The organism is Accumulibacter sp. (assembly GCF_031732815.1).
GTDB lineage: Bacteria > Pseudomonadota > Gammaproteobacteria > Burkholderiales > Rhodocyclaceae > Accumulibacter.
Genome location: NZ_JAVMKF010000062.1, coordinates 1 through 25,893, shown reverse-complemented (window position 1 = coordinate 25,893; position 25,893 = coordinate 1). Strand labels below are relative to the sequence as shown.

Sequence of the window (25,893 nt, the reverse complement as noted above, 5' to 3'; positions counted from 1 at the left end):
AAATATGGGTTGCACAACACGCGGTATCGGCTGGAGCGCTGGGTCACCCCGGAGGGCGTGCGCATGCTCGGCCGGTTGTCGCCGAGATCGGTGGTGTGCATTTCGGCTGTCGGTTCCCAAGCGCCTCCGTTGTCACCTGCACCACGATCCGACATTCGAGACGCTGGCGCTGCGCATTGTCCTGAGCGTCGTGGAGCAGGCCTTGCGCCGCAACAGGCTCTTGATCCAGACGACGAAGTTGTCGCGGAGGCCGGCGTTGGCCGGATTGCGCTGGAGCGCGTCGAGGGCTTGAATGATCTGGCGCAGGTCTTCAGGCGTGCGGCTGTGTTCGAGGCGGAAGAGGGCCTCGACGGCGGTGCGGACGGAGGGCTCGGTATGCCGCATGAGGCGGGCTTCGTCGATCAAGTGATAGGCCAGCCGCGGCCGAAAGGCTTCGAGCCCACGCGGAGCCGGCGCGAAGAGGTCGGCGACCTCGACAGCGGCGCGCCAGGGCGGATGGCCGTTGTAGAGAACCACCGGCAGGATGGGCGGCAGCTTGCCCTCGGCGAGCTCGCCCGATGACGTGTTCCTTCCAGCCCCGACGCCCCGACGAGCGCGCTTGCCAGCAGACCTGTTTCGCCCTACGATCAGGGCATGCGCTGCAACTCGCGTCCATCCGCCAGCAAGTCCGCCACGTGCCGAGCGCAGCGGCGGGCTGCGTTCTCTTCACATGCCGCCGATCGATTCTGCGCGCCAGCGATCACCGTCGAATAGGCTGGCTGCGCCAGCCGCGCCGGAGGCCCGTCCGGCGGCCCTGGACGGGGTTGACGAAGGCGTCTGGATCGAGGTCATTCACAAGATGGACGAGGTCTACAACGACCTCTTGCAGTACGAAGTGGCGCTCGAAGAGAAGAATGCGGCGCTGGAAGACTCGCAACAGTTCATCGAAAGCGTTCTTGCTTCGATTTCCGACATTCTGATCGTGTGCAATCGCCACGGCCTGATCCAGGAGGTGAATGATTCGCTGCGCCGGATTGTCGGCCTGGACGAGGATGCGCTGCGCGGCCAGCCGGTGTGCGAGCTTTTTGCCGATGACGCCTCGCGCCGGCGTGCGCGCGAGTTTTTCGCGGCGCGTCCGGCGACGGTGCAGGACTGCGAGCTGTTGATCACGGGTCGTGATGGGAGCCCGTTGCCGGTTTCGCTGAACTGCACGCCGCGCTTGTCGGGAACCGGCAAGCTGGTCGGCATGGTGCTCACCGGCCGGCCGGTCGGCGAGTTGCGGCGTGCGTATCACGCCTTGCGGCAGGCGCACGACGATCTGAAGCGGACGCAGCAGCAGCTTGTCCAGGCCGAGAAGATGGCCTCGCTCGGACGCCTGGTCGCCGGCGTCGCACACGAGCTGAACAATCCGATCAGCTTCGTTCTCGGCAACGTTCTCGCCCTCAGGCGCTACACGGCACGCCTGCAGACGTATCTGCAGGCGGTGCATGCAGACGAGGGCGTGCGCTCGCCGGGGGTCGAGGACTTGCGTCGCGAGCTGCGGATCGACCGCATCATGGACGATCTCGCCCCGCTGCTCGACGGCATGACGGAAGGCGCCGAACGTACGCGCGACATCGTCGACGGGCTGAAGCGCTTCTCGGCGATCGACCGCAGCGCCGAGGAAGCATTCAACCTGGCCGAGATCGTCGAACGCGCCGTGCGCTGGGTAACGCGTTCCGGCGGCAAGCGGCTCGCCGTGCATGTCGAACTGCCGAAGGATTTGCCGGTGATCGGATCGTCCGGGCAGATGCAGCAGGTGCTGATGAACATTGTCCAGAATGCCTGCGACGCCACCGTTGCCTGTTCGGCGCCGAGGCTCGAAATCAGCGCCACTTGCGCGGCGGGATGCGTCGAGCTGCACTTTGCCGACAACGGACCCGGCATCTCGCCCGACGACCTGGCGCGCATCTTTGATCCTTTCTTTACCACCAAGCCGGTCGGGCAGGGAACCGGACTGGGCCTGTCGATCAGTTATGGCATCGTCGAGCGTCATGGCGGGCGTCTGGAAGCGGCCAATCGCTCGCAAGGCGGGGCGGTTTTCTCGCTCAGCCTGCCTTTGGCGCAGGCTTAGCCCGGCGTGCGGCTGCGTTCCCAGGCCCGCTTGCGACGATGATCCGGTCTGGTTGCTGGTCTCCGAACGCGTTGGCGCGGGTTCGCCCGGGGCTCGGCCGGGCCCGCCGATAGCCCCTCGCCAGTCGCGCAGCCAAGCCATGTCCACGATCGATCGAAGCGCTGCAACGGAACGCCTGTCCGGCCTGATCGAGCGGGTGACGTATCACAACGAAGCCAACGGCTATTGTGTCCTGCGCCTGCGCGTCGCCGGTGAGCGCGATCTGACGACGCTGGTTGGCCATGCGCCGTCGGTCAGCCCGGGCGAGTACGTCTCGGCGCAGGGGCAGTGGGTGATCGATCGGCAACACGGCAAGCAGTTCCGTGCCGGATCGCTGAAGGTCTCGCCGCCGACGACGCTGATCGGCATCGAGCGTTACCTGGGCTCGGGCATGGTCAAGGGGATCGGCCCGGTCTACGCCGGCCGTCTGGTCAAGGCATTCGGTCTTGGTGTCTTTGACGTGATCGAACAGTCGCCGGAGAGCTTGCGCAGCGTGCCGGGAATCGGCGAGATTCGCGCCCGGCGCATCGCCTCGGGCTGGTCGGAGCAGAAGATCGTGCGCGAGATCATGGTCTTCCTGCACGCGCATGGGGTATCCACAGCGCGTGCCGTGCGCATCTTCCGGACCTACGGCGAGAACGCCATTGCCCTCGTGCAGGAGGACCCGTATCGTCTGGCGCGCGACATTCGCGGGATCGGTTTCCTGACCGCCGATACGATCGCGCGCAAGATCGGCATAGCGCACGACTCGCCCTTGCGCGCGCGCGCGGGCCTTTCGCATGCCCTGGCCGAGGCGGCGGGGCAGGGCCACTGTGGTCTGCCTTATCAGGAGCTGTTGCCGCTGGCGAGCAAGCTGCTGGAGATCGACGAGCCGGTGGTCGAGGCGGCGATCGCCCACGAGGTCGCCGCCGGCACCGTGATCCCCGATACCGTCGACGGCGTTCCCTGCGTGTTTCTCGCGACGCTGTACCAGGCCGAGAAGTCGATTGCGCAGCAGATTGCCCGCCTGCGCTCGGGGGCGCCGGGCTGGCCGCCATTCGATGCGGAGCGCGCCATCCCCTGGGTCGAAGAGAAGCTGTCGATGGCACTTGCCGGCGAACAGAAGGAGGCGGTCCGGCTTGCCCTGTCGAGCAAGCTGATGGTCATCACGGGGGGGCCGGGGGTCGGCAAGACGACGCTGGTCAATGCGATTCTGACCATCATGCGGGCAAAGCAGATCAAACCGCTGCTCTGCGCACCGACCGGCAGGGCTGCCCGGCGCCTCTCCGAATCCACCGGTGTCGAGGCGCGGACGATTCACCGGCTGCTCGAAATCAATCCGATGACCGGTGAGTTCAAGCGCAACCAGTCCCACCCGCTCGACTGCGATCTGCTCGTCGTCGACGAGTGCTCGATGATCGATGTGCCGCTCGCCAGTCAGCTCTTGAAGGCGGTTGCCGGATCGACTGCCGTCATTCTGGTGGGCGATGTCGATCAGCTTCCGTCCGTTGGTCCGGGCCAGTTTCTCGACGACGTGATCGCCTCACAGGTGCTGCCGGTCGTCCGTCTGACCGAGGTCTTCCGGCAGGCGGCGGCCTCGCGCATCGTGCGCAGCGCGCACCTGGTCCGCCAGGGGCTGATGCCGATCTTTCCGAACAAGGGCGAAGCTTCGGACCTCTACTTCATCGATGCAGAAGAGCCTGAAGCGATCGCCAAGGCCATCGTCGAGCTGGTCAGGCTGCGCCTGCCGAAGCGGTTTTCGGTAGACCCGGTGCGTGATATTCAGGTCCTCTGTCCGATGAACCGCGGACTGACTGGCGCGCGCGGCCTCAATCAGGCGCTGCAGGAAGCGCTCAATCCGCCGGGCGAAAACGGCATCGAGAAGTTCGGCTATCACTTTGGCGTCGGCGACAAGGTGATGCAGACGGAAAACAACTACGAGCGCGACGTGTACAACGGCGATATCGGCTTCATCATTTCGCTCGACCGTGAGGAGGGGGAAATCGGCGTCGATTTCTACGGCCGCTGCTTGCGCTATCCGTTCGCCGAGCTCGATGAACTGGTCCTCTGCTACGCAACGACGATTCACAAGTCGCAGGGATCGGAATACCCGGTGGTCGTCATCCCGATGTCCACCCAGCATTACACGATGCTCAAACGGAATCTGCTCTACACCGCGATAACGCGCGGCCGGCGGCTGGTTGTGCTGGTAGGTCAGAAGAAGGCGCTGGCGATCGCGGTCAAAGGCAGGCAGACGCTGCGCCGCTATGCCAAGCTCAGGGAGTGGCTGGTGTGAAGCCGCGCGCAGCGGTGCTGCCCAGGGATGCGGGCGCACAGGCCGCGAAAACCGCGACGCCGCGCGAAAATGCATTGGCAAGCTTGCCGTGGAATACGCCGGGCTCCGCTTCGGGTGGCACGCTGACCGGTTTCAGTCGGTGCAGATGACGACTTTTCCGGTAGATTTGCGCTCGACCACCTGCTTGAGTGCGGTCACCGCCTGCTGCAGCGGATAGGTCGCCGAGACGTGTGGCTGGATGGCGCCGCACAGGTACCAGTCGATCAGGGTTTGCAGGCTCGCCGTCATCACCTGCGGATTCAGTTCGACGTAGGCCGGCCAGTTCAGGCCGATGACGTCGACGTTCTTGACGAGCAGATGATTGGCCGGAATCTGCGGTACGTCGCCGCTGGCGAAACCGATGATCAGGATTCGTCCTTCGAAGGCAATGCTGCGCAGCGAGGCAGCAAAGGCGTCACCGCCGACCGGGTCGTAGATCACATCGGCGCCGCGGCCGTCGGTCAGTTCCTTGATGCGTGCGCGCAAGTCTTCCCGGCTTGTATCGATCAGATGGTGTGCGCCGTGGGTCTGCGCGAGCGCCAGCTTCTGCGCACTGCTCGCCGTGGCAATGACCGTCGCTCCCATTTGTCTGCCGATGGTTACGGCGGTCAGCCCGACGCCGCCGGCAGCGCCGTGCACGACAAGCACTTCGCCGGCTCGCAGGCGCGCGCGGTGCGCCAGGGCGACGTGCGAGGTGCCGAAAACGACCGGAAAAGCGGCCCCATGGGCCCATGACATGGCCTCCGGCATGTGCACGCAGCGCGTCACGTCGGCGACGACCTGCTCAGCGTAGCCGCCGCACGGCGTAATCGCGATGACGCGCTCGCCGACCGCGAACCCTGCTACGCCGCTGCCCGCTTCAAGGACCTCGCCGGCAATTTCGAAGCCCGGAACAAAAGGGGGTGCAGGCTGCTTCTGGTACTTGCCGCGCGTGATCAGACTGTCGGCAAAGTTGACGCCGCAGGCGCGCACGCGGATGCGCAACTGCTGCGGACCTGGGTGTGCTGGCGTCAGTTCCTCCAGCCGCAGGTGATCGGGGCCAGTCAGTTCACGACAGACGATGGCGCGCATGGCAGGGGTTCTCCGTCGAATGCCCAAGTCACTCGCTTGCCGGCTGCATGGTGGGCGAAGGAAGCAGCCGATCACCCCTCCCCGGGGCGGGGAGGGGTGCCCGGCACGATACGCCGGGCGGTGCGCGTCTATTCGCCGATGATCTTGCGTACGACGTCGGTCATCGAGATGACGCCGACCGGTTGGCCGTTCTCGGTGACCACCAGACGATGCATACGGCGGGCGGTGAGCAGGCTCACCGCGTCGCTGAGCAGCATGTCGGCGTCGCAGGTCGCGCAGCCCGGAGTCATCACTTCGCGCGCGCGCATGGCTCTCGCCTCGTCGGGCGTCCGCCCCTGCCGGGCGAGGACCATGTCGGTCTGCGAAACAACGCCGACTGCCTGGCCTTCGCCGTCCATCACGACGACGGCGTGGATTTCCCTGTCCACCATGATCTTGGCGACCGTGCCGACAGTGTCATCGGGCGTGCAGGAAATGATGCCGCGGTGCATCAGGTCGCGGACTCGCGTGCCGTCGTCGGAGATCGTCAAGGGTTCGCCGCCGGCAATGTCGGGCAGCGGAACCGACATCGGGTACGGCGCCGGCGTGGTGTGTACGTCGCCCTTGGGCAGCGTCGGATGAACCATGGCGACGGGCGCCTTGCCGCTGGCACCCAGGCCAAACTGCGTAGCGCCGATGAGGACGGACATGTTGCCGTGCGGGTGTTTGTTGTCGTGCATGAGTTGATGGGCGATGGGCAGTTCTTCGTAGGTAAATGCGCGCGACATGCAGGGGTCGAGTTGACCGCGCAGGGCGAGCTGGTTCATCTGGTTGGACTGCTCGGCGTTGGCAAAATGCGAGCCCTGCAAGCGCTTCTGGCGCATCCACAGGTAGCGCAGGTCGACGGTGGCGTTGTAGCCGGTGGTGCCGGCGCACACGACGACCATGCCGCCCGTTTCGCAGACGAAGATCGAGGTCGGGATGGTTGTTTCACCCGGATGTTCGAAGACGATGTTCGGGGCGCGCCGCTCGCCGAGGACGTCCCAGATTTTCGCGCCGAAGGAGCGCACACCCTTCAGCCATTTGGCGTAACCGGCATTGTCCTTCCAGTGCGGCAGCATCCCCCAGTGATCGAATTCGTTGCGATTGATGCAGCCTTTGGCGCCCAGCTTCATGCAGTAGTCGAACTTGTCTTCGCCCGAGACGACGGCAACCGAGGTCGCGCCGACCGCCTTGGCGATCTGGATCGCCATCGAGCCAAGCCCGCCGGCACCGCCCCAGATCAAAGCCACGTCGCCTTTCTTGATCGAGCTGGCGCCCCAGCCGTGCAGCATTCGCCAGGCAGTCGCGGCGACCAGCGTATACGCGGCAGACTCTTCCCAGGTCATGTGCTTGGGCTTCGGCATGCACTGGTGGCCCTGCACCTTGGTGAACTGGGCAAAGCTGCCCCAGTTCGTTTCGTAACCCCAGATGCGGAAACTCGGCGAGTACATCGGATCGCCGCCCCCTTGGACCCACGCGCAGTTGCGGTTCCACTGGCCGCAGTGCATGACTACTTCGTCACCGACCTTGACGTTGGTGACGTCCTTGCCGACCTTGTATACGATGCCCGACGCGTCACTGCCGCCGATGTGGAAATCTTCAGCTTCGCCCGACTTGTTGCGTGCGGCGATGACGTTCACCGGGATGCCGAGCGCTGCCCAGACGTTGTTGTAGTTGATGCCGGCTGCCATGACGAGAACCAGAACCTCATCATCGGCGATCGCCGGCGTGTTGACGACTTCTTTCTGAAACGCTTCGGTCGGCTTGCCGAAGCGGTCCTGGCGGATCAGCCAGGCGTGCATCTTCTCCGGGACTTCGCCCAAGGGCGGCATGTCGCCCAGTTCATACAGTTGCTTGCTCATCAGGATGCTCCTTGTGGTTAAACAGTTGGTTGATTCACCGACAGCAATCTTGAAAGAATATGCTCGCGCATACGCTCGTACTCCTCGAACTGACCTGATCGCGTTTCGCTCAGACGCTGCTCGATCGCGCTGCGGCCGCCGGCCAGTTGCAGGCCGAAAGTGCCAAACTCTTCCTGCAGCAGGCGTACCACCCAGGCGCACTGATGGCGCGCCCGCAACGGAGCGAGCAATCCGGCATCACGCAGGAACTCGCGATGCCGAGCGAAATGATCATGAAACGGTCTCATCCCCGCGGCGGTAGCCGCGCTGACGAGACACACCGGATAGTCCCAATCCTCGCGACGGTCCGGCCGCGACGCACTGCGGCTGATTTCGGCCGCCGTCTTGCGTGCGGGCGCGCCCAGGTCGGACTTGTTGACCGCGAAAATGTCCGGGATCTCGATGATCCCGGACTTCAGATACTGGATTGTGTCACCCGACCCCGGTTGTGCTACATAGCAAACGGTATCGCTGATCTCGGCAATGTCGATTTCGGTCTGGCCAACGCCGACGGTCTCGATTACCACGATATCGAAGCAGGCCAACATCAGCCAGCTCATCGGCCAGACCTCGGTCGCCACGCCTCCCAACTGGTTGCGCGTGGCAAGCGACCGAATGAAAAGGCCTTCGTCATGCGACTGCGTCTTGATGCGAATGCGGTCGCCGAGCAGGGCGCCGCCGCCAAGTTCGGGGCGACTCGACGGGTCGACCGCGAGTACGCCGACGGTCCGTTCGGCACGCCGCCACTCGCGGATCAGCGCCGAGACCAGCGAGGACTTGCCGGCGCCCGGCGGCCCGGTCACCCCGACCAGATGCCCCTCGTTCAGCCAGCGTTCGCCCGACAGGCACGCCAGCAGGCGGATCGCACACTGGCGTGCGGCAGGCAGCTTGTTGTCGAGCAGATTCAGGCCGCTCGCCACCGCCGCCCGCTCCCGGCGCAGAATGCCTGCGGCCAGGCGCTCGGGATCGGGAAGCTTGCTGTAAGTCATCGATCGGTCAATGCAGCAGGCCTAGCCGCGTCAGCCCGTTGCCCGCCCGGATCACATCGACGATGTCCGCCATGATCGTGTTCAGATTGAAGTCCTTGGGCGTATAGACTGCGCGTACGCCCATCTCCACGAGCTTGGCGGCGTCGGCTGGCGGGATGATTCCGCCGGCGATCACCGGCAGATCGGCCAGATCGCGCGCGCGCAGTTCCTCGAGTACGGACGCGACCAGTTCCATATGACTGCCGGAAAGGATCGACAGGCCGACCAGGTGGACGCCCTCTTCCTGCGCCGCCTGGGCAATCTGTTGCGGAGTCAGGCGGATCCCGTCGTAGACGACCTCAAAGCCGACGTCGCGTGCCTTGACGGCAACCTGCTCGGCGCCGTTGGAGTGCCCGTCGAGGCCGGGTTTGCCGACCAGCAGCTTCAGGGGACGGCCGAGTTCGCTGCCGGTACTGGCGACGCGCTCCCTGAGATCGCTCACCTGATCCTTCTTGCCGAGCAACTCGCGCCGGTCGATCGCGATGTCGATGCCGGTTGGCGGCCTGAACTCGCCGAAAGCGTTGCGCAAGGTGTCGCCCCATTCGCCCGTCGTCACACCGGCCAGCGCGCAGCGGATCGAGCTCGGCATGATGTTCTCAGTGCTCCTCGCGGCATCGCCCAGGGCCTGCAGGGCGGCGCGCACATCGGCCTCGTTGCGCGCTCTCCGATGGGCCTGCAGACGTTCGATCTGGTCGCGCTCGGCGGCCGGATCGGTCTTCATGATGGCGCCGTCGCTACCCCCGGTTAGCGGCGATTCGGCGGTTTCCTGGAAGCAATTGACGCCGATGATCTTCATTTCGCCTGCTTCGATCGCGCGCAGGCGGTTCATGTGGCTGCTGACCAGTTCGCGTTTGATATAGCCCGACTCGATCGCGGCGATGATTCCACCCTGTGCCTCGACGTTGTCGATTTCGCGACGGGCTCCGTCGACCAGTTCCTTTACCTTTGCCGCAATGACCGGCGATCCATCAAGAATGTCCTCATACTCCAGCAGATCGGTTTCGAAGGCCATGACCTGCTGCATGCGCAAGGCCCATTGCTGGTCCCACGGTCGGGGCAGCCCCATCGCCTCGTTCCACGCCGGGAGCTGGATGGCGCGTGCTCGGGCGCGCTTGGAAAGGACGACGGCGAGCATCTCGAGGACGATTCTCTGCACGTTGTTTTCCGGCTGTGCTTCGGTCAGCCCGAGCGAGTTGACCTGTACGCCGTAACGGAAGCGGCGCAGCTTGGGGTCTTCGACGCCGTAGCGGCTGAGCGTCAAGGCGTCCCACATCTCGCCAAAAGCGCGCAGCTTGCAGCACTCTTCGACGAAACGCATGCCGGCATTGACGAAGAACGAGATTCGTTCGACCACCTGGGGAAACTCCTCCGCCCGGATCTCGCCGGAAGCCCTGACCCGGTCGAGGACGGCCATTCCGGTACACAGCGCGTAGGCGAGTTCCTGGACCGGCGTTGCCCCGGCTTCCTGCAGGTGGTAGCTGCAGATGTTGGTGGGATTCCACTTCGGCACGTGCTTGACCGTGTAGTTGATGGTGTCGGCGATCAGGCGCATCGAGGGCGCTGGCGGATAAATGTACGTGCCGCGCGAGAGGTACTCCTTGATGATGTCGTTCTGCGTCGTCCCGCTGAGCGTTTTCGGATCGATCCCCCGGCGCTGCGCCAAGCCGATATACAGTGCCAGCAGCCAGGCGGCAGTGGCATTGATCGTCATCGAGGTGTTCATCCGATCGAGCGGGATCTGGTCGAACAACTGACTCATGTCCTCGATATGCGAGATGGGTACTCCGACCTTGCCCACCTCACCGCGGGCGAGCGGACTGTCGGCGTCGTAGCCGGTCTGCGTGGGCAGGTCGAAGGCGACCGACAGGCCCGTCTGGCCTTTCGCCAGATTGGTTCGATAGAGCGCGTTGGACGCTCGGGCTGAGCTGTGACCGCTGTAGGTCCGCATCAGCCAGGGCTGATCCCGATTGTTCCGGGTGGCGACCATGACTATTTCCTCTTTCTGATCAAGAGCCGTCTCTCGATCTCAAATATTTTCTCGTCAATCTTTTCCTTGCCCAGCGCCTTCTTGTCGTTCTCCTTGATGAACAGATCTGCGCCATGTCTGGCGAGAGCGCTGGCAGCGCTGACGTTCTTGACGCCGATGAGCTGGAAGGTCACGATGCCGAAAGCGCCACCCAGTTCGTCGGGAGCATCTTCGGCTGCCAGCACGCGCGAGAGCGCTGCTACGGTGTCGCCGGCGACCGTCGGCTGGGTGTGATAGCCCTCGGTGAAACCGAGCTCCCACACGCTGTTTTCGCTGACGTCGCGGCTCGCCAGGCCCTCCAGCCAGGCGAAGACGAGGCCGCCGTAGACGATTGGTTTGCCGCTCATCTTGCCCGACAGGCCGGCGCTGAAGACCTGGTCGAAATGCAGGGGGTGCGTGTTGCCGACGGCGTAAGTGAGCGGCAGGTGCTCGTCGGTGACCGTCCGGCCGTTGGCATGGACGATGATCTCGCCGACCGGAAAGTCCTCGAAGTAAGACCGTGGACCGGTCAGCCCGGCCACGCCCTTCGCCGCAAACCGGGGCAGGTGCGCCTCGCCGTCCGCGACCCACGGAAAGTCCGGCAGCCGGCCGTCGGCCGACTCCGGCAAGGGGGTGGTCGACGGGCGGTCCCCCTGCGCGGCGACCATGATCTTCCTTTGGTACTGCAGCACGACCTGATCGTTCTGGTTGATGCCGAGCGTCCGGATGGTCACGATTCCCGGTTGTCCGGCACCGCGCTCCTTGCGCTCGATGACCTTGGTCAGCGAGCGAATCGTGTCCGTCGCGTAAACCGGTCGCAAGTACTGCGCATCGTAGTAGCCGAGGTTGGCCATCGCCTTTTCGGAGTCATTCTGCACACCCAGCGAAAGAACGACGTTGAAGACCATCTGCGGCGAGGCGGGCAGTCCGGCGAAGCCGTTTGCCCGGGCGAATTCCTCGTTAAGGTAAAGCGGATTGCATTGCATGTAGGTGCGGGCAAAACTCTCCATTTGCGCGCGGAAAAAGGTGAAGCCGCGTGGGTGCACGAAAACCTGCCCGGGCGCGAACTCCTCCAGATAGCGGCCATAGTGCGGATGGCGGACGCGCTCAAGGTCCACCCTGACCGCCTGGGCGAGTTCGGCCTGTGCTGGGAAGCGAATTGACTGCGACATGAGACTCTCCTGTTGATCGTTCCGGCAGGTGGACGCCCGATCTAGACGGCATCGATCAGCGCACGTGCGATAACCTTCAGCGCCAGCGTCTCCTCGGCGCCTTCGAAGATCGACAACACCCGCGCATCGAGGAAGTAGCGGCTGACCGGCGACTCTTCGGCGTAGCCCATGCCACCGTGTATCTGCATCGCCTCGCGCGTCAGCCACTCGGCCGTCCGACAGGTAAACAGCTTGACCATGCTGGCTTCCATCTGTCCTTGTCCCTGATCCATCAAGCGGCCAACGGCGTAGGTGAATTGGCGCGAAACGGTGAGCAGCGTGGCCATGCGAGCCAGTTTGGCGCGGGTGAGCTGAAAGTCGCCGATCGGCTTGCCGAAGGCCTGCCGTTCCTGGGCGTAGGAGACGGCCCGTTCAAACGCCGCCTGCATGACGCCGATCGCGCGCGCCGCCGTCTGGATACGTCCGCCGGCAAACCCTGCCATGGTGAAATAGAAGCCCTTGCCTTCGCCTTCCGGACCACCGACCAGGTTTTCATCGGGAACGAAGACATGATCGAAGAAGACCTCGTAGGAATGCATGCCGCGATAACCGATCGTGGCAATCGCCCGGCCGCTGAGCACGCCGCCCTCGGCCTGACGATACTCGAAGTCGTGTCCGTCATAGGAATCCTTCTCGACCAGGAACATGCTCAGTCCCTTGTGGCCGAGCGAGCGATCGGGATTGGAGCGCGCCAGGACGAGCAGGACGCCAGCCTTGCCGGCCATCGTGCACCACGTCTTGACGCCGTCGAGAATCCAGCCGCCGGCGCACTTGCTCGCCTTGAGCCGCATCGCGGCGACATCGGAGCCGGTATCCGGCTCGGTGACGGCAATGGCGCACAAGGGATCGCCCATCGCCACCTGCGGCAGCCATTTCTGCCGCTGCTCCTCGGTGCCGCCTTTCAGCAGGGCACGGCTGAGGATTTCAGGGCGCGTGATCAGGCTGCCGGCACCGCCGAGCGAGCCGCGCGAAAGCTCCTCGGTGACCACGATCATCCCCATGTTATCCTCATGGTCGTCGCTCTGGATGCCGCCGTAGCGTTCAGGGATGGACAGGCCGAAGCAGCCCATCTCGGTCAGCGGTTCGAGAATCTCCTGCGGAATGATCCGGTCCTCGCGGTGGATCTCCTCGGCCAGCGGCATCACGACGTTGGTCGCCAGCTTGCGGAATGAATCCTGCATCATCGTCGCATCATCGCTCAGCATGTACGCGCCGCTCGCGCCGTTGAGTGCGATGACTTCGCGGCCGAGCGCTTCCAGGTTGTCGGCGGCCAGCTGGCTCTGGCAGAAACGCCGCAGTTCGGGTGTCGTCAAGCTGGTCAGGTCGGCGTCGCTCAGACCGAAGCTCTGTGGTCGGGCGGACAGACGATTGCTGATGTTCTGCAAAGCCTCGGCACAGAAAATCAGCGCCATGCGCTCTTCCAGACAAGCGTCGGCCGCCGGCGAAGCGCTCGCGGCAAACTTGCTGGCATACTCTGCGGCGAAACGTGCGCCGGTCGACTCGGCGGCGCACCAGGCCAGGTCGAAGCTGGCCACCTGGTGCTCGTCCAGCTTGTCGTTCGACACGCCCTTGCTGCCGGCGCACTGCTGTTTTATCCAGGCGAGTGAGCTGCGTACCAGCGCGTCGGCTGCGGCGAGGTGGCGCACCGCCTCCTGCATCCTGCTATTGACCTCAGTCATGGTTGATTCCTCTCATGCCGCCGGGTCGACGGCTATTTCCGGGTGCGGTTATTGACGATGCGGACAAACGAGCGCGAGCGCAATTCGTCGAGGGTGATTCCGGTGGCCAGGACTTCCTGTTCGGTGATCGCGCCACAGGCCATTCCGCGCAGGAAGAAATTGAGCAGGCCTTGGCCGGTTGCCGCGTCGTCAAACGTGTTGCCAACCAGCGTCGCCTGCGCCGCCTTGTTGAGGAAGGCGTTCAGACGCGCCGAAGCATCCTGCAGTCCGCTCAGGAAGAAGGTGTCGACCGCCGCATAGCGCACCGGCAACTGCCCTGGGTTGAGGTCCCAGCCCTGGTAGTACGCGTGCCGCATCGAGTGCATGATGTTGTCGTAATGCAGCTTCCATGCGCCATGCACGACGGCACGGTTCTCGTCCATCTGCTGCGGGCTCAGGGCGCCGTCCTTGCCCGCTTTGTGCGGGCCGATCGGCATGCTCGTGGTTGCCCCGTCGCTGATCGTGATGCCGGTTCCCGCCAGGCTGACCTGCAGCACATGGCGCGCAAAATCGCACGCCGGATGGGTGTGACTTTGATGGGCGGCGGTGATGTTGCACGAAGCGGTGTAGTCGTAGGTACCGAAGATCGCTGAACGGCAGCGGCCTGCAGCCGCCGCGACCAGCAGGGGAACGGTGTTTTCGCCCTTGTGGTTGATGATCGACTGGGTCGTTTCGATCATGATTTCCATGCGCAGCGAGTCTTTCGCAAATCCCAGCTTTGACTCAAGGTTCTGGAGAATCGTCGCGCAGGTGGAAACCTGTGTCGGCGTCGTCACTTTGGGCAAGGTCACGATGAAGTTGGCCGGCAGCTTGCTGCCGGTCTGTTCCGCCAGGCGCGAAAGGAAGATGTCCAGCGTGCGGATCGCGCGCACCTTGCATTCGTCGGAAAATGTCTTGATGCGAATTCCGATGAACGGCGAAAGAATGTTGTCGCGCATGCCCTTGGCGACTTCGTCGGCCGCCGCGATGGCATGTCCATCCTCCTCGTCGTCAGGACGGTTGCCGTAGCCATCCTCGAAGTCGATCCGGTTGTCTTCGATTGGCTCGCTCTGCAGCTTCTTCAGTACCCGGTTGTAGACCGTAAAGGCCAGCCAGGCGGCAGGCTTCACTTCGCGTACCTGTTCGGGGTCCTTCTCCAGGGCGCGGGTCAGGCTGTCCTGTTCGATCGGGTTGATGGGCAGCGTCTCGGCGCCGGGCAAGCCGAGAACGCGGGCGAAGACCAGGTAGTTCGGGGCGTAGGTGTCGAGCGTCTTGAGGGCAACCTCGCCCAGCTTGCCGGCGAAGCCCGCCTTGAACAGATTGGCGCCTCCATAAACCGTGTGCACCGGCTGCCGTTCGAACGAGTCGGCCGGATAGTGCGACTTGAAATCGCTATTTGAATCATGTAGTTGCGCGTAGTAGGCGGTCAGTTCCTCAGGGGTCAGGGTGAGCCTCATGTAGTGCCTCCATAACATTTGAGATAAACAAGGAACCGTTTCCTGGACGATGCTGGCCAGGATTCCGGGGAGAGTCGTCGAACCTTGCGTCGCGGCGCCAACGGGTCTGCCAGACGATCGGGTCGCGCGGGCGGGCAGAAACAGATTTGGTGCCGGGAGGGAAGATGCAGGCGGGCATGTGTTGGCCAGAGAACCGATGTTGGGCGCGCAGTGCAGGTCTCAGCCGGGTGTGCGCGAACGGCAGCCGGCCGCGCAACCCGCAAACAGCGACGCTGAGGGCTCAGGCAGACGGATTGTCGAGCCGGGCTCAGGCGAGTTCACCCCGCTGCTTGAAAAGGACTGTTGGCCCCGACGCCGCCGGCCTGTCGGCCCTGGACAAGCCGAATGTCGACACTCGGCCGCGCTGCGCTCAGGTTCCGCGATGCGTGCCGGAAGTGCCTGGCGGGGCGCTGGACAAGCGCCAGAGAGCGTGCTGAACGAGTCGGTTTGCTCGTTGCGTGTGCTGTCGATACCGGCCCTCAGGTGGTGGTCGAGGGAGAGGAACTGGCCCTTCGTTGCTTCGCTCATCAGTCTTTGTTCCTCGTTGCAGAGCACAGCCAACCAATGTTGTGAAACCGGAATCGAGCACGGAAATTCTAGCGCCTGATCGCGCTTCTCCGCAAGAAGTTCGTGGACTCTCCAACCCGGCTGCCCACCTGGACGACGATCGGGGCCTCCCGGCGCGCGGGGCGCACCCGGGTGGCGCCGACGACGCAAAAAGGGTGGCATCGGCGCGGGAATCCAATCTATACTTGCCCTCGTTGGGTTGGCATCGGCGTCCGCACGATAGGCTGACTTATCCGCATCCAGGAGTCTCCAGGCAAACCAGTGGCGCCGGCAGCGTGGGCGTCGCATTCCCTGAGCGCGGTTACCGCCGCGCTAATGATCATCAGAAAGGAACTGTATGAATCCACAGAACGGTTACGACGTTGAAGATCTGTCCGTCGGCATGAGCGCGGAAATTGCCAAGACGATTACTGATGCGGATCTTGTCCTGTTTGCCGGGGTGTCTACCGATGTGAACGCGGTGCACATGGACGAAGAGTTTGGCCGTACGACGATGTTTGGCGGGCGTATCGCGCACGGCATGTTGACCGCAAGCCTGATTTCATCCGTTCTCGGCAATCGTCTCCCCGGGCCCGGGTGCATTTACATGAGTCAGTCCTTGCGCTTCCGCGCTCCGGTGCGCCCGGGCGACACGGTGCGTGCCAAGGTGACGATCAAGGAGGTGATCGCCGACAAGGGTCGCGTGGTTCTGGACACCGTGTGCAGCGTTGGCGACAAGGTCGTCATTGATGGTGAAGCAACGCTGATGCCGACCTCGCGCAGGAAGCGTGAGGCCGCTGGCAAGTAGCGACGTCATTGCGGCGAGGCTTGTCCTCGCCGTGTCGGCGCCCTTCGCGCTGACTCCGGTTGGCTGGCGGCTTTGCTCGAAGCGCTTTCGGCAACAGCCCGCTGCGTCTGCCGGCTGATCGCCTGGCCAAGCTTTTTCGGCCGCTTGGCGAGCGGCGCTTCAGCCTTGCTGTCTAGCAGCCGCTGCCGAGCGGAAAAACGCTCTGCTGATAATTGATCGGCAGCGCACTGACCAGCGGTTGATCCTTCAGGCGGCGCGCGATCTCGCGCTCGGCCCGGTTGACCGCGGAGAGGTCGGCGAGCACATCGACGGGCAGGAAGATCTCGACTTCGACCCGTCCGTTCAGATAGTGCAGCACGACCCGCTGTGCTTCCGGCAGGCCGGCAAGAATTGGCGACAATTGCTGCATCAGGGCGTTGCGATCGGGCAGGCTGTGGCTGTTCACGTCGTGGTCGAGATCGTTTTCGACGTCCACATGAACCAGCACGTCGGCCACCGAGGCGTGGGTGTCGAGGACCCGCTTGCGGGTCATTTCGGCGACTCGGTGTCCTTCTGAAACGCTCACTCGCGGATCCACGCACACATGCGCATCGACCAGCGAACGATGCGCCATGCGTCGAGTGCGCAGCTCATGCAGGCTGCTCACTCCCGGTGTGTCGATGATGACTTGCCGGATACTGTCGACTTCGTCCGCCGACAGTCCGGTGTCGATCAGCTCCTGCAGGGCATCCCAGGAAAAGACGACGCCCATGCGTACGATCATGAAGCCGACAATGACTGCGGCAACCGAGTCGGCGAAGGCAAAGCCCATCAGGTTGCCGACGATGCCGACTGCGACGACGAGTGAGGAAGCAGCGTCCGAGCGCGCGTGCCAAGCGTTGGCAACGAGCATCGGCGAGCGCAGCCGCTCGCCGACATGCAGCATGTAGCGGAACAGGCCTTCCTTGGCCGCCAGCGCGATGACCGCCGTCCACAGAGCAAGCGGCGCTACCGGTGGCAGATTGCCCAGGTCCTGCAACTTGATGCCGGCGCTCCAGATGATGCCTGCGCCGGTCGCAGCAAGAATCGCCCCAAGCGCGAAAGAGGCCGCCGTTTCTATCCTGGCGTGCCCGTAGGGATGGCGTGCGTCAGCCGGATCCTTGCTGTGATGTGCGGCAAAGAGGACGAGAAAGTCGCAGACGAGGTCGGACAGCGAATGCAGCCCGTCGGCAATCAGGCCCTGCGAATGGGCAACGATACCGGCAACGACCTGGGCGGCCGTGAGGAAGATGTTAACCACGACACTGACCCAGGTACAACGCTGGGCCATTGCGTGGCGACCTGGGTCGTCGAACGATACTTCAGAGTGTTGTGCCATGCCTCAATCGTCGCCAGCTTTCCTTAAGCGATTCTTAAGCCTCGCCGTGCATCGGTCGTGCGCGAGCGGTCTGCCCGAAGGGCCATTCAGTGGCCAAGCGAGCTGACCACCTGCGAAAAGGTCTGGGCAATCTCCTCGGGTTGAGGTTCCAGTCCCATCTGCCGTTCGATCTGGCGCAGCGAGAAAATTCCGCACAGCACATGGTTGTCGGCTGCGTCGTGGTCTACCACCAGACAGAAGGGCGTCCCGAGTGCTTTCAGCGTGCTCAGGACGTTGCCCACATGGGCGTGCGCGACATCGCGCAAGTGCATGACTTCCGCATCGTCATGCTTGTCGATCATGACATTGGCGACGACCAGCTCGGTTGGATGCAGGCCCATCTGGTGGGCGACGGCAAGCGGACGACTGCCCTGTGTTCCCGCTTCGGTGACAATCCCGAGCAGTTGCGCCCGTTCGTCGGCGACGAGGAGAAATTGAGCATGCGCGCACGCCATCATGCGGTTCGCTTCTTCCAGCGAAGCACCAGGGGAAATCGTCAGCGCCGGCTGTCGGCGATAATCGGTCATCACCTCGAGCGCAGGCGAGCCTGCTTCGACCTTCGTTTGCGTAATGACTTTCGAGAGATAGCATGGAACGCCGCGTGTGAGCTTCGTCCAGGGTAGCGGCTTGTAGCGATGGTCGGACATTTCCTCATTCCTCACCGTTGTTGACAACCCGGGGATTAAAGCACTGAAGTCGGCTGCCTGACAAGGTTTCGCTGGCCACCGGCGGGCTTTGTCAAGCGACCGAGAATTGCGTGAATCGAGTCTTGCGGGTAGTATCCGTGCCACGCGCCGTAAGGGCCCGTCGAGAGGCTCCTTGCGTCGCGCAGGCGGTGCGCTGCCGGCGGTCGGTCGCCCGCTGTCTACCCGGTTCCGGCGGCGGGGCCGCCGCTCCTGCGTCCGGCTTCTGTGTTCGTTCGGGACGCCCTCGATGCCCTCTCCGCAACCACCTTTACCGTCCAGAGAATGATTTCCGGCCTCCTCAAGAAGATTTTCGGCAGCCGTAATGACCGGCTGATCAAACAGTACAAGCTGGTCGTGCGCAAGATCAATGCGCTCGAAGCGGGAATCGCGGCTCTCTCCGACGACGATCTGCGCAGCAAGACAGCCGAGTTCAAGCGGCGAGTGGCCAATGGGGAGACGCTTGAGGCCGTGCTGCCGGAAGCGTTCGCCGTCGTCCGCGAGGCCAGCAAGCGGACTCTCGGGATGCGCCACTTCGACGTCCAACTGATTGGCGGCATGGTCCTGAATGATGGAAAGATCGCCGAGATGCGCACCGGCGAAGGAAAGACGCTGGTCGCCACTCTGCCGTCGTATCTGAACGCACTGGCCGGGAACGGCGTGCACATCGTCACGGTAAACGACTATCTGGCCAACCGCGACGCCGAGTGGATGGGCCGGCTGCACCGCTTCCTCGGGCTCACCGTCGGCGTCAACCTGTCGCAGATGCCGCACGAAGAGAAGCAGGCGGCGTACGCTGCCGACATCACTTATGGTACGAACAACGAGTTCGGCTTCGACTATCTGCGCGACAACATGGTCTACTCGGCGGCCGACCGGGTGCAGCGAAAACTGGGCTTCGCCATTGTCGATGAAGTCGACTCGATCCTGATCGACGAGGCGCGCACGCCATTGATCATTTCCGGGCAGGCCGAGGATCATACCGACCTCTACCTGCGGATGAACGAGGTCGCTCCGCTGCTCGTCCGCTGCAGCGAGGAAAATGGTCCGGGCGATTACTGGGTCGACGAGAAGGGACACCAGATCCTGATGACCGAAGCGGGCCACGAGCATGCCGAGGAAATTCTCGCCGGGGCGGGCTTGCTGCCCGAGGGCGGCAGTCTTTACGATGCCGCCAACATCCTCCTGATTCATCACCTGAATGCGGCGCTGCGCGCACGCAATCTTTTCCTCAGGGACCAGCAGTACGTTGTCCAGCGCGGCGAGGTGATCATCGTCGACGAGTTCACCGGTCGCTTGATGCCCGGCCGTCGCTGGTCGGACGGTCTGCATCAGGCGGTAGAAGCCAAGGAAGGCGTGCGCATCCAGAACGAGAATCAGACGCTGGCCTCGATCACCTTTCAAAACTATTTCCGCCTGTACGGCAAGCTGTCGGGAATGACCGGAACGGCTGACACCGAGGCCTACGAATTTCAGCAGATTTACGGACTGGAAACGGTGGTCATCCCGACCAACCAGCCGATGCGCAGAACCGACCTCAATGATCAGGTTTTCCGTACGGCCAAGGAGAAACACGCGGCGATCGTCGCCGACATCCGGTCCTGTCGCGAGCGCGGCCAGCCGGTACTCGTCGGGACGACGTCGATCGAGAACTCGGAGTTGCTTTCTGCTCTGCTCGACCACGAGAAAGTTCCGCATCAGGTGCTCAACGCCAAGCAGCATGCGCGGGAAGCGGAGGTCGTGCGCGAGGCTGGTCGCCCCGGCGTCATCACTATCGCCACCAACATGGCCGGGCGCGGTACCGACATCGTCCTCGGCGGGAGCATAGAGAAGCAGATCGCGCTGGTGCGCGACGACGAAGCGATCAGTGCCGACGAGAAGGAGTCACGTATCGACGACCTCCGCCGGCAGTGGCAGCAACTGCATGATCAGGTGGTTGCTGCGGGCGGCTTGCACATCATCGGCTCGGAACGGCACGAATCGCGGCGCATCGACAATCAGTTGCGTGGCCGCTCGGGCCGCCAGGGTGACCCCGGTTCGTCGCGTTTCTATCTGGCGCTCGACGATTCGTTGTTGCGCATCTTTGCCGGTGATCGTGTCAAAGCGATCATGGAGCGGCTGAAGATGCCCGAGGGCGAGCCGATCGAGCATCCGCTGGTGTCGCGCTCGCTGGAGTCGGCGCAGCGCAAGGTGGAAGCGCGCAACTTCGACATCCGCAAGCAGCTCCTCGAGTATGACGATGTCGCGAACGATCAGCGCAAGGTGATTTACGGACAGCGCAATGAATTGCTCGAAAGCGAAGACATCTCGGAAACGATCACCGCGATGCGCGAAGGCGTTCTGCATACCACCTTCCGCGCCCATGTTCCGGAAGACAGCGTCGAAGAGCAATGGGACCTGCCGGGTCTGGAGAACGCGCTCGCGAGCGAGCTGCAACTGTCGCTACCGATCGTCGAGTGGTCGAAGAACGAGCCGAATCTGAGCGATCGGCAGATTCTCGAGCGCATCGTCGACGCGGCTGCCCGCTCGTACGCGGAGAAGGTCGACCTGGTCGGGGCCGAGGTATTTCATCAGTTCGAGCGCAATGTGATGCTGCAGAGCCTGGACACACACTGGCGCGAGCATCTGGCGGCGCTCGATCATCTTCGCCAAGGGATACATCTGCGCGGTTACGCGCAAAAGAATCCAAAACAGGAATACAAGCGCGAGGCCTTCGAGCTTTTCGGGCGCCTGCTCGACACGGTGCGTGCCGACGTGACGCGCGTGCTGATTACCGTGCAGGTACGCGCGCAGGATGTGCAGGAGTCCGTCGCGCATGCAGACGTCCAGAATGTACGCTATCACCATGCCGACTACGATGAGGCTATCGAGCAGGGAGACGACGAAGTGGCGGCGGGCCGCCAGAAGACGGCCACCGGGCGCCACAAGGTCGGCCGCAACGAGCTTTGTCCCTGCGGTTCGGGCAAGAAGTACAAGCATTGTCATGGCAAGCTGTCATGAGGCGATCGGCCTTTTGACGTGGGTGCCGCCGTGCCGCTTGCCATCAGGTGGCCTGGTGCGGCCAGGCGGCGTGTTCGTGCTGCGCTGAGCGCCATTTTCCGGAGGTCGTAATGCCAGTCAATTACCAGACGCCGCCCGCCGAAGATCTCTTGCCGGTCGCCGGTGTCCGCCTTGGCGTCTCCGAGGCGGGAATTCGCCGGGCCGGACGCAATGATCTCGCCCTGCTGGTGCTTGACGAGGGTTGCCGGGTCGCCGCGGTGTTCACCCGCAATCGTTTCTGCGCCGCTCCAGTCGAGGTTTGTCGTCGCAATCTCGCGCACGGCGGCGAGATTCGTGCCTTGCTGATCAATACGGGGGTGGCCAACGCGGGAACGGGCGAGGCGGGCCGGCAGGCCGCCGAGGACACTTGCACTGCGCTTGGAGAGTTGCTGGCGGTCGATGCCAGCCAGGTTCTTCCCTTTTCGACCGGGGTCATCCTTGAGCCCCTGCCCGTCGATCGACTGATCAGCGGTCTGCCGCGCTGCATCGCTGATCTCGCGCCCGACCGCTGGCTCGCCGCTGCGCACGCCATCATGACCACAGACACGGTGGCGAAGGCTGCCTCGCGGCGCATCGACATCGCAGGCCGGCCGGTAACCCTGACGGGTATCAGCAAGGGGGCCGGCATGATCCGGCCGAACATGGCGACCATGCTCGGCTTTCTGGCAACCGACGCCGGGCTGCCCGCGCACCTGCTGCAACAACTGGTGCGCGAAGCCGCCGACGAGTCGTTCAATTGCATCACCGTCGACGGCGACACGTCGACCAACGATTCATTTGTCCTCATCGCCACCGGGCAAAGCGGTGTCCATATTCCGACGCCACGCGAAGTGGACTACCCGAAACTGCGCGACGCGGTGATCAGCCTGGCTGGAGAACTGGCGCAGGCGATCGTGCGCGATGGCGAAGGCGCCAGCAAGTTCATCACGATCCGCGTTGAAGGCGGCCGGGATCGTGAGGAATGCCGCCGAGTCGGGTATGCCGTTGCCCATTCGCCGCTCGTCAAGACCGCCTTTTTTGCGAGCGATCCGAATCTTGGGCGGATACTTGCCGCGATCGGCTATGCCGAAGTCAATGCGCTGGACGTCGACCGAGTCAGCGTCTGGCTGGCGGTTGCCGGGGAGGAAATCCTGGTTGCCGAGAACGGCGGTCGCGCTGCGTCATATCGCGAGGAGGATGGCGCCCGCATGATGCGGGCCGCCGAGATCGCGATCCGCGTCCAGCTCGGCCGGGGCCTTGCCAGCAGCACGGTTTATACCTGCGACCTGTCCTACGATTACGTGCGGATCAACGCCGACTACCGCAGTTAGCGGGGCCGGTTGCCGGGCTATCGGCCGGGATGCACCGACTCAATGCAGGACATGTGGAACGGCCAGGGTGAACTCGGGAATGCGGGCTTCAAATTGCCATCCGTCGACAGCGGTCATCTGGTAACTGCCGCGCATCGTGCCGACCGGCGTATCAAGTTGGCAACCGCTGGTATAGACGAACTTTTCTCCCGGTTGAAGGAGGGGCTGCCGGCCAATCACGCCCAGGCCGCGGACCTCCTGAACTTCGCCGCCAGCATCGGTGATGATCCAGTGGCGTGCGATCAACTGCGCCGCGACCGAACCGACATTCTCGATCGTAATCGTATACGCGAAAACGTAATGGTCGTTTGCCGGCTCGGACTGCTCGACGATGTACTGCGGGACAGCGCTGACGGCAATTGCGTACTTGTTGCTTTCACTCATGTGGGCTCGCATGCGGACGATCGAAACCCGCATTGCACACCAAACCAGCGAGACTGGCAAGCGGGCTGCGGGTCGCGCCACAGCGGATCAATAGCTTAGGGAATCATAGGTTCGGCGACGGCCAAGAATTTCGATGCTGACCCGGTTTGGTGCGCAAATGGCGATTTCGCCTGGGCGTGCGAGCCATCCCTGGCGCACGCAGTATTGTCGGGGACCCGGATCAGAACTTACGCGGATGCGTCGCTGATCGACGACGACTTCGGTCAGGCCAAGCGGGCCAGGGACTTCGATGCGGCGATCGCGCGCCAGGTCCAGCTCGAGGTAGATCTCGCCATTGCGTCGAATGACCGCCTTTTCGCTTGGCCCGGTCGGCCAGCTGGTGACGGCAGCGGTGGTGCAGGCAGCGGCAGCAAGGAGCAGGCACAAACCGTCGCCGGGCCGGCACAGACTCAACCAGTTCACGGCCGGGCCGGCGGGTTGCTGGTCGCTGGCAATTCACGGTGACGAATGAGGACGCACGCGCTGTCGTGAAAGGTCTTGCCCAACCATTCGGCAAAATACACCGAACGGTGCTGGCCGCCGGTGCACCCGATGCCGATCGTCAGGTAGTTGCGACTATCGCGTACGTAGCTCGGCAGCCAGGTGCGGATGAAGCATGCGATGTCGCCGCGCATGTGCAGAACCTCAGGCTCGATCTCGAGGAAGTCGATCACGGCTTGATCGAGGCCGGTCAGCGGACGCAGCGACAAGTCGTAATGCGGATTCGGCAGGCAGCGCACGTCGAAGATCAGATCGGCATCGAGGGGCGCTCCGTTCTTGAAACCGAACGACTCGAAGAGCAAGGTGAGTCCTTGATGCTGCACCACTGAGGGCTTGAGACTGACAAACTGGCGTATCCATTGGCGCAAGACGCCTGCTTTAAGCGCGCTCGTATCGATGTGATGGCCAAGTGCGGACAATCCGGCGAGGCGGACTCGCTCTTCCGCGATCGCTTCAAGCAGGGTCAGCTCGTCACTGGCCAGCGGATGGCGGCGGCGCGTCTCCGAGTAGCGTTTGAGCAGCGTCGAATCCTGCGCGTCGAGGAAGAGAAACTGCAGCTCAAGGTCGTTCGCACGCAAGGCGTCGAGCTGCAGCGGCAGCATGGCGACGCTTTCGCCGCCACGGATGTCGATGACCACGCCGACCTTGTCATAACCCTGCAGTTCGAGCTGCCCGACCAGTTGCTGCAACAACTGCGAGGGCAGATTGTCGACGCAGTAATAGTTGGCGTCTTCCAGGACTTTGAGCGCGACCGACTTGCCCGAGCCGGACAGGCCGCTGATGAGAACGAGATGCATGTCGCTCAGGATAATCGAAGCATGCCTTTCCGAGCAAGCCGGGATGACCTAGACTGGAAACTTTGTAGCTAAAGGATCAAGGCATGGACCCTGGGCAAATCACTTTTCTCGCCGACCTGGTTGCGCTCAGGCGCGATCTCCATGCGCATCCGGAACTGGCGTTTGCCGAGACGCGCACCGCCGCTCTGGTCGCCGATGAACTGGCGCGTTACGGCGTCGAGGTTCATCGCGGTCTGGCGCGGACCGGCGTCGTCGGTGTGCTGCGGCAAGGCAGCAGCGGGCGGGCGATAGGCTTGCGCGCCGATATGGATGCGCTTCCGCTGAGCGAGGAAAATGCCTTTGCCCACTGCTCGCGCACGCCCGGGTTGATGCATGCGTGCGGGCACGATGGGCATACCGCGATGCTGCTTGGTGCCGCACGTTATCTCGCTGGGCAGCGCGGTCTGGGGAGCTTCGACGGCACCGTGTACTTCATCTTTCAACCTGCCGAGGAATCGGAAGGTGGCGCGCAGGTGATGGTCGCTGAGGGGCTGTTCGAGAAGTTCCCGATGGACGCGGTCTTCGGTCTGCACAATTGGCCCGGCCTGCCGGTTGGTGAAATGGCGGTCGTCGCCGGCCCGGTGATGGCTGGCACTTGCGCCTTTGAGATCGACGTGCAGGGTACTGGCTGTCATGCGGCCATGCCGCATCAGGGGGTTGATACGCTGCTCGTCGCCAGCCACCTGGTGATCGCGCTGCAGAGCATCGTCGCGCGCAACATTCACCCGTGCGAGTCGGCGGTGATCAGCGTCACGCAGGTGCACGGGGGCGAGGCGTGGAACATCCTCCCGGAGAGGGCGATCTTGCGCGGCACGATACGCAGCTTCGACCTGGCGATGCAGGAGCGCCTGGAACGACTCGTCGAGCGTCAGTGTGACGGTATCGGGCGGGCTTTTGGCGCGCGCCTGTCGGTTCACTTCGACCGTCGCTATCCGCCCACGGTCAATAGCTCCCCGGAAACCGACATCTGTCGACAGGTGGCAGGTGAGCTGCTTGGGCGGGACAAGGTTCGCGCGGATGAGTTGCCGTCGATGGGTGCGGAGGACTTTGCCTACATGCTGCACGAGAAGCCGGGATGCTACGTCTGGCTGGGCAACGGGCCGGGTAGCGGTGGCTGTACGCTGCACAATCCACGCTACGATTTCAACGATGAGATCCTGCCTCTTGGCGTCGCCTACTGGATTCGGCTGGTCGAGACGCTGCTGCCTGGCGCAATGCGAGGTGCTCGAACGGGCTCAGGTTGAGTCCGACGGCAGATCCGCAGCGAAGCTTTTTTGTTACACTCGCCGGGTTTGCCCAGTGTCCATGCCGAGCGAGCGCTGCTGTTGCCGTTGGTGTTTCCTCAGTCGCCGAAAAAATGGCGGGGAGCGCCTGGTGCAGTAGTCAGGCGCTCCCCGAGTTCGGGCCAGGGCCGGAACTCCAGAGACCATAAAAGGA

The 25,893-nt window shown here is 63.5% G+C and carries 19 protein-coding genes and 1 pseudogene; 6 read left to right on the top strand and 14 right to left on the bottom strand.

The window, feature by feature from the left end; all coding sequences use genetic code 11:
* Window positions 1–132 precede the first annotated feature (132 nt).
* Window positions 133–534 (bottom strand): hypothetical protein, encoded by a 402-nt coding sequence (locus RKP46_RS05310; protein WP_311105673.1) that lies wholly within the window; start codon window positions 532–534, stop codon window positions 133–135.
* A gap of 175 nt (window positions 535–709) precedes the next feature.
* Between RKP46_RS05310 and RKP46_RS05305 the strand changes: the two genes are divergently transcribed.
* Together RKP46_RS05305 and RKP46_RS05300 are read left to right on the top strand one after the other, a co-directional pair.
* Window positions 710–2,092: an ATP-binding protein gene (locus RKP46_RS05305; protein ID WP_311105661.1), complete on the top strand. Its 1,383-nt coding sequence runs from the start codon at window positions 710–712 to the stop codon at window positions 2,090–2,092.
* 139 nt (window positions 2,093–2,231) lie between these two features.
* The gene (locus RKP46_RS05300; RefSeq protein WP_311105660.1) at window positions 2,232–4,406 is read left to right on the top strand and encodes an ATP-dependent RecD-like DNA helicase; all 2,175 of its coding nucleotides are present in this window, start codon (window positions 2,232–2,234) and stop codon (window positions 4,404–4,406) included.
* Window positions 4,407–4,538: 132 nt separating this feature from the next.
* On the opposite strand, the gene RKP46_RS05295 is transcribed toward RKP46_RS05300, so the two are convergent.
* The 8 genes and pseudogenes from RKP46_RS05295 to RKP46_RS05260 all read right to left on the bottom strand — a co-directional run bounded on the left by RKP46_RS05295 (window position 4,539) and on the right by RKP46_RS05260 (window position 14,836).
* A complete protein-coding gene (locus RKP46_RS05295; RefSeq protein ID WP_311105659.1) occupies window positions 4,539–5,516 on the bottom strand; it encodes an NADPH:quinone oxidoreductase family protein in 978 nt (325 codons plus the stop codon).
* Between the two features lie 128 nt (window positions 5,517–5,644).
* Window positions 5,645–6,007, bottom strand: coding sequence for a cyclic nucleotide-binding/CBS domain-containing protein (locus tag RKP46_RS05290; RefSeq protein WP_300331998.1), 363 nt, complete (start codon window positions 6,005–6,007; stop codon window positions 5,645–5,647).
* Window positions 6,008–6,166: 159 nt separating this feature from the next.
* Window positions 6,167–7,399: pseudogene (gene ccrA / locus RKP46_RS05285) on the bottom strand (crotonyl-CoA carboxylase/reductase); the annotation flags it as partial.
* A 17-nt stretch (window positions 7,400–7,416) separates the two neighbouring features.
* The gene (locus RKP46_RS05280) at window positions 7,417–8,427 is read right to left on the bottom strand and encodes a methylmalonyl Co-A mutase-associated GTPase MeaB (RefSeq protein WP_311105658.1); all 1,011 of its coding nucleotides are present in this window, start codon (window positions 8,425–8,427) and stop codon (window positions 7,417–7,419) included.
* Window positions 8,428–8,434: 7 nt separating this feature from the next.
* Window positions 8,435–10,453, bottom strand: coding sequence for a protein meaA (locus RKP46_RS05275; RefSeq protein WP_311105657.1), 2,019 nt, complete (start codon window positions 10,451–10,453; stop codon window positions 8,435–8,437).
* A gap of 2 nt (window positions 10,454–10,455) precedes the next feature.
* Window positions 10,456–11,643, bottom strand: coding sequence for a MaoC family dehydratase (locus tag RKP46_RS05270; protein ID WP_311105656.1), 1,188 nt, complete (start codon window positions 11,641–11,643; stop codon window positions 10,456–10,458).
* A gap of 41 nt (window positions 11,644–11,684) precedes the next feature.
* Window positions 11,685–13,361 (bottom strand): acyl-CoA dehydrogenase family protein, encoded by a 1,677-nt coding sequence (locus tag RKP46_RS05265; RefSeq protein WP_311105655.1) that lies wholly within the window; start codon window positions 13,359–13,361, stop codon window positions 11,685–11,687.
* Window positions 13,362–13,393: 32 nt separating this feature from the next.
* A complete protein-coding gene (locus tag RKP46_RS05260; RefSeq protein WP_311105654.1) occupies window positions 13,394–14,836 on the bottom strand; it encodes a DUF6986 family protein in 1,443 nt (480 codons plus the stop codon).
* A gap of 943 nt (window positions 14,837–15,779) precedes the next feature.
* Here RKP46_RS05260 and RKP46_RS05255 point away from each other — a divergent pair.
* Window positions 15,780–16,229 carry a MaoC family dehydratase gene (locus RKP46_RS05255; RefSeq protein WP_311105653.1) on the top strand — a complete coding sequence of 150 codons (450 nt, stop codon included), beginning with the start codon at window positions 15,780–15,782 and terminating at the stop codon, window positions 16,227–16,229.
* Window positions 16,230–16,401: 172 nt separating this feature from the next.
* On the opposite strand, the gene RKP46_RS05250 is transcribed toward RKP46_RS05255, so the two are convergent.
* Both RKP46_RS05250 and RKP46_RS05245 read right to left on the bottom strand, forming a co-directional pair.
* A complete protein-coding gene (locus RKP46_RS05250) occupies window positions 16,402–17,586 on the bottom strand; it encodes a cation diffusion facilitator family transporter (RefSeq protein ID WP_311105652.1) in 1,185 nt (394 codons plus the stop codon).
* Between the two features lie 86 nt (window positions 17,587–17,672).
* Window positions 17,673–18,272 carry a CBS domain-containing protein gene (locus RKP46_RS05245; protein WP_311105651.1) on the bottom strand — a complete coding sequence of 200 codons (600 nt, stop codon included), beginning with the start codon at window positions 18,270–18,272 and terminating at the stop codon, window positions 17,673–17,675.
* 321 nt (window positions 18,273–18,593) lie between these two features.
* Between RKP46_RS05245 and secA the strand changes: the two genes are divergently transcribed.
* Together secA and argJ are read left to right on the top strand one after the other, a co-directional pair.
* Window positions 18,594–21,308: a preprotein translocase subunit SecA gene (gene secA, locus RKP46_RS05240; protein WP_311105650.1), complete on the top strand. Its 2,715-nt coding sequence runs from the start codon at window positions 18,594–18,596 to the stop codon at window positions 21,306–21,308.
* A gap of 110 nt (window positions 21,309–21,418) precedes the next feature.
* Window positions 21,419–22,657 carry a bifunctional glutamate N-acetyltransferase/amino-acid acetyltransferase ArgJ gene (argJ, locus tag RKP46_RS05235; RefSeq protein WP_311105649.1) on the top strand — a complete coding sequence of 413 codons (1,239 nt, stop codon included), beginning with the start codon at window positions 21,419–21,421 and terminating at the stop codon, window positions 22,655–22,657.
* A gap of 39 nt (window positions 22,658–22,696) precedes the next feature.
* Here the strand turns inward: argJ and apaG are convergent, their stop codons facing one another.
* The 3 genes from apaG to rapZ form a co-directional block, all read right to left on the bottom strand.
* Window positions 22,697–23,080: a Co2+/Mg2+ efflux protein ApaG gene (gene apaG, locus RKP46_RS05230; protein ID WP_311105648.1), complete on the bottom strand. Its 384-nt coding sequence runs from the start codon at window positions 23,078–23,080 to the stop codon at window positions 22,697–22,699.
* A gap of 87 nt (window positions 23,081–23,167) precedes the next feature.
* On the bottom strand, window positions 23,168–23,542 hold the full coding sequence (locus RKP46_RS05225) for a NusG domain II-containing protein (RefSeq protein WP_311105647.1): 375 nt from the start codon (window positions 23,540–23,542) through the stop codon (window positions 23,168–23,170).
* Window positions 23,539–24,417, bottom strand: a complete 879-nt coding sequence (gene rapZ / locus RKP46_RS05220; protein ID WP_311105646.1) for an RNase adapter RapZ — start codon at window positions 24,415–24,417, stop codon at window positions 23,539–23,541. Before rapZ ends, RKP46_RS05225 begins: the two co-directional genes overlap by 4 nt.
* Window positions 24,418–24,500: 83 nt before the next feature.
* On the opposite strand from rapZ, the gene RKP46_RS05215 reads away from it, so the two are divergent.
* Window positions 24,501–25,700: a M20 aminoacylase family protein gene (locus RKP46_RS05215; RefSeq protein ID WP_311105645.1), complete on the top strand. Its 1,200-nt coding sequence runs from the start codon at window positions 24,501–24,503 to the stop codon at window positions 25,698–25,700.
* Window positions 25,701–25,893: the final 193 nt, after the last annotated feature.